General features: G+C 74.3%; 11 protein-coding genes. 3 read left to right on the top strand and 8 right to left on the bottom strand.

Going from position 1 to position 11284, the window contains the following annotated elements; all coding sequences use genetic code 11:
- Positions 1–167 precede the first annotated feature (167 nt).
- Entirely contained in the window at positions 168–650 is a 483-nt protein-coding gene (locus tag C1A33_RS12490; protein WP_101831692.1) for an Rv3103c transmembrane domain-containing protein, read from the bottom strand.
- Positions 651–660: 10 nt separating this feature from the next.
- A complete protein-coding gene (locus C1A33_RS12485; RefSeq protein WP_101831691.1) occupies positions 661–1545 on the bottom strand; it encodes a mechanosensitive ion channel family protein in 885 nt (294 codons plus the stop codon).
- A 268-nt stretch (positions 1546–1813) separates the two neighbouring features.
- Between C1A33_RS12485 and C1A33_RS12480 the strand changes: the two genes are divergently transcribed.
- Complete coding sequence (locus C1A33_RS12480) at positions 1814–2860, top strand: DUF3710 domain-containing protein (RefSeq protein ID WP_101831690.1); 1047 nt, start codon at positions 1814–1816, stop codon at positions 2858–2860.
- A gap of 173 nt (positions 2861–3033) precedes the next feature.
- Positions 3034–3471 carry an SsgA family sporulation/cell division regulator gene (locus C1A33_RS12475; protein WP_101831689.1) on the top strand — a complete coding sequence of 146 codons (438 nt, stop codon included), beginning with the start codon at positions 3034–3036 and terminating at the stop codon, positions 3469–3471.
- 29 nt (positions 3472–3500) lie between these two features.
- Here C1A33_RS12475 and C1A33_RS12470 read toward each other — a convergent pair whose 3' ends face one another.
- Both C1A33_RS12470 and C1A33_RS12465 read right to left on the bottom strand, forming a co-directional pair.
- Positions 3501–3722, bottom strand: coding sequence for a hypothetical protein (locus tag C1A33_RS12470; RefSeq protein WP_101831688.1), 222 nt, complete (start codon positions 3720–3722; stop codon positions 3501–3503).
- Positions 3723–3724: 2 nt separating this feature from the next.
- Positions 3725–4240 carry a mycothiol transferase gene (locus C1A33_RS12465; RefSeq protein ID WP_101831687.1) on the bottom strand — a complete coding sequence of 172 codons (516 nt, stop codon included), beginning with the start codon at positions 4238–4240 and terminating at the stop codon, positions 3725–3727.
- A 151-nt stretch (positions 4241–4391) separates the two neighbouring features.
- Between C1A33_RS12465 and C1A33_RS12460 the strand changes: the two genes are divergently transcribed.
- A complete protein-coding gene (locus tag C1A33_RS12460; RefSeq protein WP_101831694.1) occupies positions 4392–7799 on the top strand; it encodes an AfsR/SARP family transcriptional regulator in 3408 nt (1135 codons plus the stop codon).
- Between the two features lie 12 nt (positions 7800–7811).
- Here C1A33_RS12460 and C1A33_RS12455 read toward each other — a convergent pair whose 3' ends face one another.
- The 4 genes from C1A33_RS12455 to C1A33_RS12440 form a co-directional block, all read right to left on the bottom strand.
- Positions 7812–8633 (bottom strand): carbohydrate ABC transporter permease, encoded by an 822-nt coding sequence (locus tag C1A33_RS12455; RefSeq protein ID WP_101831686.1) that lies wholly within the window; start codon positions 8631–8633, stop codon positions 7812–7814.
- Between the two features lie 46 nt (positions 8634–8679).
- Complete coding sequence (locus C1A33_RS12450) at positions 8680–9675, bottom strand: carbohydrate ABC transporter permease (RefSeq protein ID WP_423748067.1); 996 nt, start codon at positions 9673–9675, stop codon at positions 8680–8682.
- 57 nt (positions 9676–9732) lie between these two features.
- Positions 9733–10683: a metallophosphoesterase gene (locus tag C1A33_RS12445; RefSeq protein WP_101831685.1), complete on the bottom strand. Its 951-nt coding sequence runs from the start codon at positions 10681–10683 to the stop codon at positions 9733–9735.
- Positions 10684–10749: 66 nt separating this feature from the next.
- Positions 10750–11284 (bottom strand): tyrosine-protein phosphatase (locus C1A33_RS12440; RefSeq protein WP_165818353.1); only part of this gene is annotated, 535 nt, incomplete at its 5' end.

Below are 11284 nucleotides of genomic sequence, written 5' to 3'. Positions count from 1 at the left end.
GTCGACGCCGACGGGCCGGGCGGGCCCGCTGGCGGACGCGGCGCACCACCCTCGGGCGGCGCGGGGCTGGGCGGCGTGGTCATGGACCACTGTTACCCCACCGCCCCGGTGATATCCCCTTACTCCGCTGGTGGAATGTGGTCCAGGTGTGATCTGCTGGCGCGGGCTCACGGCTGGGTGGTCGCGCCGACGCCGGTGCCCAGGCCCAGGCCGGATGTGGGGGCGGGCGCCGCGGACGGTGTCGCCACGTCCGGCGAGGAGCCGGGGCGATCCGAGCCGGGCAGGCCGTCGGCGGTCGTCGGGGTCGCGGTCGCGGTCGCGGAGGCGGACGGATCCACGGACGGTGTCCCGGTGCCGGTCGGGTCGGGGCTGGTCGTCGGGGTCGCGGTCGGAGCCGAGGTGGCGGTGGGGCGCGGCGTCGCGTGGGTGCGCCGTGGCGTCGTGTCGGCCGCGTCGCCGCTGGCGACGTCGTCGGACGAGCTGATGGTCCGCGCGGCCTGGCGGGCCTGGGCGACGTGCTCCGGAGTCGGCCGGACCAGCAGGTAGAGCGCCACGGTCAGCAGGAAGAAGACGACCAGCGCGATCGTCGAGCGGCGGAGGTGGATCGACTGGACGAAACGGACCACCCGGGTCGTGTCGAGGAAGGTCATCGGGTACGCCTCACGACGAGGTCGGGGCGGCGGTGTCGAGGTCGGTCGGCACGATGATGCCCTCGCGCAGCAGCGCGGTGCCGATGCGGGCCCGCAACGTCCGGCCGACCTCGAACTGCCTGCCCGGCTGGGTGCGGGCGACGACCCGGATCTTGTACTCGTCGAGGTCCATGCTCTCCACACCCATCACCGAGGGTGGGTCGAGGAAGAGGTCGTGCAGCGCCTCGTCGGCGTACGCCTCGACGCCGACCTGGTTGAGCACGTCGTTGACCCGGGTGAGGTCCGCGGTGGCGGGGATCGGCACGTCGACGACGGCGCGCGCCCAGTCCCGCGACAGGTTGACCACCTGCACGATCTGACTGTTCGACGTCGTCACGACCTCGCCGCTGGAGGTCCGGATCCGGGTGATGCGCAGCGTGACCTCTTCCACCGTGCCCGTCGAGCCGCCGGACGCGCCGCCGTTGACCATGAGCCGTACAAGGTCACCGAACCCGTACTGGCGCTCGGCGATGATGAAGAACCCGGCGAGCATGTCCTGCACGATCCTCTGCGCGCCGAGGCCGAGCGCGACACCGAGGATCGTCGCCGGCGCGACGAACCCGGTCACCGGAACGCCGAAGCGTTGCAGGACCAGCACGGCGGTCAGGCAGTAGACGACGACCAGCGTCACCCAGGTGATCACCTGGGTGACCGCGTGCCGGTGCTTGGCGGCCTCGGTGCGCACCACCCGGTCGGCCGAGGTGGCCTGCACGTCGATCCGCGTGGTCACCCGGTTGCCGAGCCAGGTCGCGAACCGGGTCAGCAGCAGCGCGCCGGTCACCAGCATCACGACCTCGAGCCCGCTGCCGCGTGCCCAGTGGCCGATGTCGGTCAGGGGCGCGGTCGCCGTGATCATGGGTGGCGCGGCGGCGTCGGCCGGTTGTCTCGAACTCCGCTCACCCTCCCGAACCTACCCTCTGCCGACACAACGGGTACCCGGCGGAGGGGGCTCATAGCGGCCGTCGGACGGCCGTGGCCGCGTCATGTCCGGTGCCGCGTCCGGTGGTTCGCATGGGCGTCGTCGTGTCCGCGTCGTCGTGTCCGCGTCGACAGCCGTGTGACGGCCGGGGGATCCTGACCTCAGCCGCCGTCGCGGTGCGGGTGGCGGAGGAACGGAGACGGTCATGGTGTTCGGTCGGCGCAGGATCGGGTCCAGCCGGCGGGTGGGCGAGGCGGCGGGACGCCCCGCACCGGCGAGCATGCCCGCCGTTCCTGGCACGCCGGGTGAGGACGGCTGGCGCGGCCCCTTTGACCTTGACGACGCGCCGAGCGACGGCCACCGCCGAGTCGACCTCGGCTCGCTCGCCGTTCCGGTGCCTGCGGGGGTCACCATTGACGTGCTGCCCGCGGACAGCGCCTCGGCCGACGGCGGTCCCGCGGGGGGCACGTCGGGTGAGCGTGGCGCGTTGGCCGTCGTGACGGCTGGGCGGGCGGTGCTCACCCTCGCGGCGTACGCGGCGCCGAAGAGTCACGGGTTGTGGGACGACGTGCGGGCCGGGCTCGCCGCGTCCGCGCCCGCCGTCCTCGCCGCGGCGGCGCCGCCGGGCGTGCCGGGCCCGGTCGAGGAGGCGATCGGCGACTGCGGGCCCGAACTGCGGCTCACCATCGCCGTCCACCCGGTCGCCGTCCACCCGGTCGCCGACCAGTCAGACGCCGACCAGTCAGACGCCGACCAGTCAGGCGCCGAGCAGCCGCTTCCTGAGCGGCCGGTCGCCGAGCAGGCGGATGCCGGGCAGCGGGCGGCCGAGCCGTGGCTGGTGCGGGTGCTCGGATTCGACGGGCCGCGGTGGTTCCTGCGGGCGACGGTCGCCGCGCCGGTCGAGGCGTCGGACGAGGCCGACGTCCTCGTAGCCGCGGTGCTGCGGCGGGTGATCGTGCTGCGGGGGACGCGAGCGGTGCCAAGCGGCGCGTCGCTGCCGCTTGCCAGCCGGGTGGATGGCGCGGATCAGCAGGTCATCGGCCTGCTGGGGCTTTCCGGGACGGAGCCGGCGGGCGACGGCGCAGGCCGGGGCGACGGGCCGCGCGACGCCCTTGACGACCGGGCCCTCGATGACCAGCTCGGCCGGGTCCGCCCGACCGGTGCCGTCGTCCTCGACGTCCGCGGTCACGACTGGGCGGCCCTGCGCGAACCCATCAGCGGACTGTCCCGGAACCTCGCCACCTGGGGCTGACGTCGGCGGCGTCGACGACGTCATCGCGTCGACGGGGCCGGCGCCGCCGGCCCGACCGGCCCGGTCGGCGCGGGTTGTTCCGCCTGTGGACTGGGGCCCCTCGGAGGGCGCGCCGCGGCGTGCGCGGCAGCGATGCTGACAGGGTCGGTTCCGACCGTGTTGGGAGGCAGCGAATGCTTCGTCACAGCTCGACGCCCGCGCATGTCGTGGTACGTGACCTCTGCGCCGACTTCGTCCCGGATGACGGGGCACGCACCGCCGTCGCGGGCACGCTGCGCTACGACCCGGCGGATCCGTACGCGGTGGAGCTGATCCTGCGCCCGGGCAAGGAGACGATCACCTGGATCTTCGCGCGGTCGCTGCTCGCCGAGGGCACGCAGACCAAGGCCGGCACCGGGGACGTGCGGATCCGCCCGACACGGTCGCTGGGGCGGGCGGTCGTCACCGTCTCGTTGTCGAGTCCGTCGGGGCGCGCCGACCTCGAGCTGCCCCGTTCGGTCGTCGCCCGGTTCCTCGCCGAGATCGAGCAGCAGGTGCCCTCCGGCCACGAGGGCGACGGCGTCGACTGGGAGGCGGAGCTGCGCACTCTGCTGCGCACCCGCAACCCCTGACCCGACCGGTCGCCTGCCCGGTGGCCGGCTCAGGCCGCCGGTTCGGCCGGGCCGTTCTCGTCGAGATCCGGGGTGGCGGTGCTCGCGGCCGCCGGCCAGGCGGGGATGGCGGGTGGCGCGGCGACTCCGGCGTCGCGCATGAACGTCTCGATCGGCGGCGGTTCGACGAAGAACTGGTGGAACGCCTCGTGGGGGTGCCAGTGGTCGAGGCACAGTGGCTGCCCGTCGCGGGCGACGAAGCGGCGCGGCACCCTCAGACCCCCCGGCGTTCGAGGACACCGCGCAGGAACGCGGCCTGCCCGACATGCTGCAGATCGTCCGAGATGACGCTGACCAGGCGCACCCCGAGGGTGACCGGTGGCTCCCAGCGCTCGTCCACGACGCGGTCGAGGTCGTCGTCGCCGAGGGTGGCCAGATAGCGGACGGTCTGGTCGTGGACGGCCTCGTGGTACTGGGTGAGCAGCGCCGGGTCGGCGACGCGCACCGCGTCGACCTCGGCGGAGGTGTGGCCGTATCCGATGGACGCGGTCGGCAGCGGCAGCGCGAACCGGTCCGCGAACCCGGCCGCCGTCCAGATCTGTTCGACGCCGGCGACCTCGGCGACATGGTCGTCCTGCACCCGGGTCAGATGCCAGACGAGCCAGCCGATGGAGTTGGCCGTGCCGTCGAGGCGGGCGGCGAGCTGGTCGGCGCCGAGACCGGTGACGGCGCCGCGCACCTCGTCCCGGATGCGTCCGAAGGCGTCGGCGAGCAGATCGCAGCCGTGCATGGGGCGCTCTCCTCACATGATCGTCGAGACGTCGGTGCCATCGATCCCGATCAATCGTAGGCCCGTGCGCGGGAAGCATGGCCCGCGGGCGAACGGTGGCGTCTCGGTAATCGCGTCGACCCGCTGGATCGTCGGCAGGCAGAATCGGGGCGTGCAGATCTGCGTGCTGGGCCCGCTGGAGGTCCGGACCGGATCCGGGGTCCGGGCCGAGACGGTCGACGTCGGCGGTTCCCGCCTGCGCACGCTGCTGATCCTGCTCGCCCTCGACCCCGGCCGGACGGTGACCACCCAGCGCCTGGTCGCCGGCCTGTGGGGGGACGAGCCGCCGGCCGCCGCGGTCGGGGCGCTGCAGGCGCTGGTGTCCCGGCTGCGCCGTGCGGTGCCCGGGCTGCCCGTCGAGTTCCGCGCCGCCGGCTACCGGCTGGCCGTGGAACCCGACGCGGTCGACGCGGTGCGGTTCGAGCGGCTCGTCGGGGACGGCCGCGAGGCGCTGCGGCTCGGCGACGCCGCCCGCGCGGCCGCGACGCTGCGCTCTGCGCTCGACCTGTGGCGCGGGCCCCCACTGGCCGACGTCGCCGAGGCTCCGTTCGCCCGGGCCGTGGTCGCCCGGCTGGAGGAGCGGCGGCTCGCCGCGGTGGAGGATCGGCTGGCCGCCGAGCTGCGCCTCGGTGCGGCGGCCGATCTCATCCCGGAGCTTCGTGAGCTGGTCGCCGCCGATCCGGCGCGCGAGTCGCTCACGGCGGTGCTGATGCGGGCGCTGCACGCCGCCGGCCGGCCGGGCGCCGCCCTCGACGCCTACGAGCGGCTGCGTGCCCGGCTCGCCGACGATCTCGGCGCCGACCCGTCCGCCGAGCTCCGTGAGCTGCACATCACGATCCTGCGCGGCGAACCCGGCCAGGCGGACCCGGCCACCCCCGCCCCCGTGCCCGTGCCCGTGCCCTCGCCCGCGGCCGCCGCGGCGCCGGACCTCGGCGTTCGCCTCGACGGCGGGCGGCGGACGAACCTGCGCGCCGCCCTCACCAGCTTCGTCGGACGGTCCCGTGACGCGGACATGGTCCAGCGGCTCGTCCGCGAGGCGCGACTGGTGACGCTGGTCGGGCCGGGCGGCGCCGGCAAGACCCGGCTGGCGGTCGAGACCGCCCGCCGCCTGCTCGACGGGGGCGGCGAGCAGGCCGGCCATCTCCCCGACGGCGCCTGGCTGGTCGAGCTCGCCCCGGTGACGGCGGCGGCGGACGTGCCGCAGGCCGTCTTCGCCGCCCTCGGGCTGCGCGAGCAGGTGGTGCTCAACGCCCTGCGGATGCGGGGCGTGTCCGAGGACGATCCGACGCAGCGCCTGACCGCCGCGCTCGCCGGCCGCCGGCTGCTGCTCGTGCTGGACAACTGTGAGCATCTGCTCGACCCGGCCGCCGCCTTCGCCGAGGAGGTCCTCGGCGCCTGCCCCGGGGTGCGCATCCTCGCCACCAGCCGGGAACCGCTGGCCATCACCGGCGAGACGCTCTGGCCGGTCGAGCCGCTCGCCCTGCCCCCGATGGAGCTGGCGGCCCTGGCCGACACCGAGTCGGTCTCCCGCTACGCCGCCGTGCGGTTGTTCACCGATCGCGCCATGGCCGTGCGGCCGGGTTTCCAACTGGCGGCGGCCGCGGTGCCGGCGAACGGCGGGGTGAGCGGGGCGGCCGATGGCCACGTCGCGTCGGTGGTGCGGATCTGCCGGGCGCTCGACGGGATGCCGCTGGCGATCGAGCTGGCCGCCGCCCGGCTGCGGGCGATGACGCCCGAGCAGGTCGCCGCCCGCCTCGACGACCGGTTCCGGCTGCTCACCTCCGGCAGCCGCACGGCCCTGCCCCGGCACCGGACGCTGGAGGCCGTCGTCGCGTGGAGCTGGGATCTGCTCGACGAACCGGAACGCGTCCTGTGGCGCCGGCTGTCGATCTTCCGCGGCGGGGTGACGCCGGCCAGCGCCCGCGCGGTGTGTGCCGACGCGTTCACCTCGGCGGGCGGGGATCCGGCCGGGAGGCTCGACCCGGACGACGTTCCCGACCTGCTGGCCGCCCTGGTGGAGAAGTCGCTGCTGGTCCGCGGTGCCGATGGGCCGGATGGCCCCCGCTACCGGCAGCTGGAGACGATCCGCGAGTACGGGCTGCACCGCCTCGACGCGGCGGGGGAGCGGGAGGCGCTGCGCGCCGCGCACGCCGCCCACTACCTGCGCGTCGCCGAGGTCGCCGAGCCGCGGCTGCGTGCCCGCGACCAGCTGCTCTGGCTGGGCCGGCTCGCCGTCGAGCAGGACAACCTGCATGCCGCGCTGCGCGGGGCGATCAGGGTCGGCGACGCGGCGACGGCGGTGCGGATGTCCAGCGCGCTCGGCTGGTACTGGTGGTTGCGCGGGCGCAAGCTCGAGGGCTCGCAGCTCGCCGAGGCGGCACTCGCGCTGCCCGGCGACGCGCCGGCCGAGACGCGCGCGGTGGCCGGGACCCTGGCCGCGCTCAACGCGTTCGACGGCTTCGCGGACCTCGACGGTGCCCGCCGCCTGCTCCTGGAGGCGGTCCACAGCGCCGACGAGGTGCCCGGCAGCGAGCATCCGATGCTGCCGCTGATGCGCGGCTTTTATCTGATGGTGTCCGACGGCGTCGGCGAACAAGCCCGCGCGGCCTTCCAGAGCTGCTTCGAGCTGCCCGACGTCTGGGCGCGGTCGATCTCCCGGGTGCTGTTCGCCTTCGCCTCCGTCAACAGCGGCGACCACCTCGACGAGGCCGCCACCCGGGCGAGCGAGGCCCGGGTCGCGTTCGAGGCGCTCGGGGAGCGCTGGGGGCTCGCGATCTCCTACGGCGCGCTCGGGGAACTCGCCGGCCTGCGCGGCGACCACGCGATGGCGCTGGAGTACTACCAGCGGGCGACCGTGCTGACCGCCGAGCTCGACTCGAACGAGGACTCCGGGCAGTTCCAGATGAACCTGGTCGGTGCGGCGCTGGCCCTCGGGGACATCCCGCGCGCCCGCGCCGCGCTGGCCGACGCGCGCCGCAGCGCCGAGCTCGCCGGCACCGCCGAGCTGCTGTCCAGCGTCGCCCTCGCCGAGGCGGACCTGGCCAGGCTGGAGGGTGACCTGCCGCGGGCGCGGCGGCTTGTCCGCGAGGCCGCCGCCGGCGTCTGGTTCCGGCGTTCGGCCCCGCAGTTCCGCTCGATCGCCGCCACGGCGGTCGCCGTCGTCGAGATCGCCGAGGGCCACCTCGACACGGCCCGGCAGCTGCTCGCCGCCGCGCTGGGCGAGGCGGTCCGCTCCACCGACGCCCCGATCACCGCCAAGGTGCTCGTCGCCGTCGCCGACCTGGCGCTGTGCGAGGGCGAGGCGGACCACGCCGCCGAGCTCCTCGGCGCCTGCGGGCTGATCAGCCGGACCGGCGACCGTGACCTCGCCCGCGTCGAGGCGGCTGCCCGGGCCGGCCTCGGCGAGCCGGCGTTCGCCGCGGCGCGGGCCCGCGGCGAGGCCGTCCCGCTGTCGCAGGCGCTGGAACTGGCCGCCCTTCCCCCCGTCGCCTGGCCCCCACCGCTGCCCGACAGCCCATGACCATGGGCTGGCTCAACGCAGGCCGGAGCGGACGAAGGCGTCGATGATCTGGCGCTGCATCGCGAGGTACAGGGCGAGGATCGGCAGGCAGGCGAGGCCGGAGGCGGCCATCACCGCACCCCAGTCGTCGCCCTCGGCGGTGAGGTAGCCGCGGATGCCGAGCTGCACCACCGAGTTGGCCCGCTGCAGGACCAGCGCCGGCCAGAAGTAGTCGTTCCAGGCGGAGATGAACAGCAGGATCGACAGGGACGCGAGCGCCGGGCGCAGGTTCGGCACCACGACCGTCCACAGGGTCGTCCAGGATCCGCGCCCGTCCATCCGGGCGGCGTCGAGCAGTTCCCGGGGGAACGCCTGCATGTGCTGGCGCAGCATGATGACGGCCAGGGCCGAACACAGGTTGGGCACGATCACACCGGCAAGCGTGTTCAGCAGCCCCAGGTTCGAGAGCACCAGGTAGTTCGACACCATCGTGACCTGGAACGGGATGAGCCACGTCGCGACGAACGCCATGAACAGCACCGAGCGGCCGCGGAAGTCCCAGGCGGCGAAGGCGTAGGCGGCGAGCAGGCACACCATCAGCTGGCCGGCGGCGGTGACGCCCGCGACGACCAGGGTGTTGGCGAGCAGCCCGGCCACGTCGAGGCTGTCGAAGACGTACCGGTAGTTGCCGAGGCTGAGCGGCCAGGGCACCAGCGACTGGTCGAAGGTGTCGCCGCGCTCGCGGAACGCGCTCGCGAACATCCAGTACACCGGGAAGAGGCTGACCAGGCTCAGCACCGCCAGCAGGGCATGGCTGGCGGCGGTCCGCCCGCGGGAGGTCCCCGGACTGCTCATCGTGCGTGTCCTCTCAGGCTCTCTGGCGGATCAGCGGATCAGCGGATCAGTTGTCGGCGAAGCTGTAGCGGTCGGCGAGACGCACCAGGACCGCCGCCACCGCCGCGAAGACCACGAAGAACGCGATGCCGGCCGCGGACGCGAGCCCCGAGTCCAGGCTGCGGAACCCGAAGTCCCAGAGCAGGTAGTAGACGTTGGTGGACGAGTCCGCCGGCCCGCCCTGGGTGAGCACGTCGATGAGCGGGAAGGTCCACTGCGCGGACAGCAGCACCGTCATCAGCAGCATGAACAGCAACGTCGAGCGCAGCAGCGGCAGCGTCACCCACCGGGTCGCCTGCCAGCGGGACGCGCCGTCCATCTGCGCCGCCTCGCCGTAGTCCGCGCTGATGCCGGTGAGGCCGGCCGAGACGACGAGGGTGGCGAATCCGACGATCTGCCAGGCGCAGATCGCGAGGATCGACAGCAGCGCGGTGTTCTCCTCGCGCAGCCAGTTGTAATGGCCGAGGCCGAGCGCCTGGTTGACGAGGCCCCGCGGGTCCAGCAGCCAGCGCCACACCGCGGCCGTGGCGACCGGCGCCACCAGGATCGGCAGGAAGATCAGCGCCCGGTACACCGAGCGGGCCCGGTCGCCGAGGTCGCGGATGGTGAGCGCGATCACCGTCGGCACCACGATGGAGAACGGCAGCAGGCCGAGGATGTACCACAGGGTGTTCGTCGCGGCGCCGCGCAGCTGCGGCAGGCTGAACACCCGACGGTAGTTCTCCAGGCCGACGTAGGTCCGCGGCGACGTCGGCAGCAGGTTCCAGTGGTAGAAGGACAGCTGGACGGCCTCGATGATCGGCTTGTAGGTCCACACGACCAGGCAGGCGAGGCCGGGCAGCAGGTAGAGGTACGGCGGCAGCGCGGCCAGCACCCGCCGGGCGAGCGCTGGGCGCGCCGCCTGGCCCCGCCCGGCCGGCATCGCGGCTGCGCCGCCCGGCGTCACCGTCACCCCGCCGCCCGGCAGCACCACGGCGCCGCCGGGCGCGAACTCGACGAACACGTCTGAACATTCCTTCCGGAGGGTGCTGGCGCCGGCCACGCCGGCCGGCCTGGCCGCTCAGGCGGAGACGGCGGCGTCGTGTTCCGTGGCGGCGTCGTGTTCCCTGGCGGCGTCGTGTTCCCTGGCGGCGTCGTGTCCTGCGGCGGCGCTGTACTCGTCGGCGAGCCGGGCGAGGTCGTCGACGCCGAGGTCGTAGAGCACCTCGGACGGGGCGATCGGCACGCTCGTCGCCACCGCCCCCGACGGGTAGACGTCGATACGGGTGTACTCGCCGCCGACCAGGCCGGTCATCCGGTCCGCCGGACCCAGCGTGTTGGCCCGGTAGGCGGAGGCTCCGGCCACCCAGACGGGCACCCCGCCGAGCACACCGGCGGACGCGTGGTGCGAGTGTCCGGCCACCATGATCTTGACGTCGCTGCCGACGATGACCTCGGCGAGCTTCTCCGGCTCGGCGAGCAGCAGCGAGTTGACCATCGCGATCGGCGACGGCACCGGCGGGTGGTGCAGGGCCAGCACAGTGCCGGCGGGCGCCGGGGTGGCCAGCTCGTCGGCGAGCCAACGCAGCTGGGCGTCGCTGAGGAAACCGCCGTGCTGCCCGGGCTCGGTGCTGTCCATGACGATGACGCGCAGGTCGCCGACCCAGTGGACGAGGTCGTGGGGTTCCGTCGTCGGCTCGGCGCCGAACAGGCCCGCCCGGAACGGCCCGCGGGCGTCGTGGTTGCCCATGCCGTACAGGACCGGGATCCCCATCCGCGCCGCAGCGGGCTCCACCAGCTCACGCAGCCGCTGGTAGGCGAGCAGGTCGCCGGTGTCGGCGAGGTCGCCGGTGAGCAGGATCGCGCCGATCTTCAGCGCGGACGCCTCCAGCTGGCCGAAGACGGTCGACAGCGTGGCGGCCGTGTCGACCTTGCCGTGCAGCAGCTGTCCCGGGCGGACGATATGGGTGTCGCTGATCTGGATCAGGATGTGGCTGGGGGTGTGGGCGGCGGGGTCGAGCAGGGTGATCATGGTCGTCCCTTCACTTCTCCGAGCCGTCGGCTCGTCAGCGGTCGGCTCGTTCGGAGGTCGGCTCGTTCAGAGGTCGACGGGCTGGACGAGGGCGTCGACGAGACGGTCGAGGGCGTGCGGGGTGGTGCCGTGCGCGAGCAGGTAGCCGCGGCTGTCGCCGTGGCGGGACCGGACGCGTTCCAGCGAGCGCACGATGAGTTCGGGCGGGCAGGCCATCACGGACTCGGGCAGTTCGGCGCCGTCGGGCGACATGTGCGCCGACAGGCGCCGCACGGCCGCGCCGGCCTCCCCGTCCAGGTAGCGGGCGGTGAGCGCGAAGTCCTCGGCGATGACGTCGGTCGGCACGCCAGCGAGGTCGAGGACGAGCGCGATGACCAGGCCGGTGCGGTCCTTGCCGGCACTGCAGTGCACGAGCGCCGGCAGGGCGCCGGGGGCGGCGAGCGCCAGAACGGCCGCGGCCAGGCGTTCCCCGCGGTTGTCGATGATGTGGTCGTAGATGCCGGCCAGGTCGCCCCGCGCCCCGGCGGCGTGGGCCGCCTCCAGCGCGGTGGCCGCGCCCTCGTCGACCGCCTGGGCCGGCGTCTCCCCGCCCGCCGCACCC

Source organism: Frankia canadensis, from assembly GCF_900197875.1.
Lineage (GTDB): Bacteria > Actinomycetota > Actinomycetes > Frankiales > Frankiaceae > Frankia > Frankia canadensis.
This window is presented reverse-complemented; position numbering and strand designations above follow the sequence as displayed.

Coding starts and splice junctions, on each gene's coding strand:
- C1A33_RS12445 (WP_101831685.1), bottom strand. CDS start 10,683: ATGATCACCCTGCTCGACCCCGCCGCCCACACCCCCAGCCACATCCTG.
- C1A33_RS12480 (WP_101831690.1), top strand. CDS start 1,814: ATGGTGTTCGGTCGGCGCAGGATCGGGTCCAGCCGGCGGGTGGGCGAG.
- C1A33_RS12465 (WP_101831687.1), bottom strand. CDS start 4,240: ATGCACGGCTGCGATCTGCTCGCCGACGCCTTCGGACGCATCCGGGAC.
- C1A33_RS12455 (WP_101831686.1), bottom strand. CDS start 8,633: ATGAGCAGTCCGGGGACCTCCCGCGGGCGGACCGCCGCCAGCCATGCC.
- C1A33_RS12485 (WP_101831691.1), bottom strand. CDS start 1,545: ATGATCACGGCGACCGCGCCCCTGACCGACATCGGCCACTGGGCACGC.
- C1A33_RS12490 (WP_101831692.1), bottom strand. CDS start 650: ATGACCTTCCTCGACACGACCCGGGTGGTCCGTTTCGTCCAGTCGATC.
- C1A33_RS12475 (WP_101831689.1), top strand. CDS start 3,034: ATGCTTCGTCACAGCTCGACGCCCGCGCATGTCGTGGTACGTGACCTC.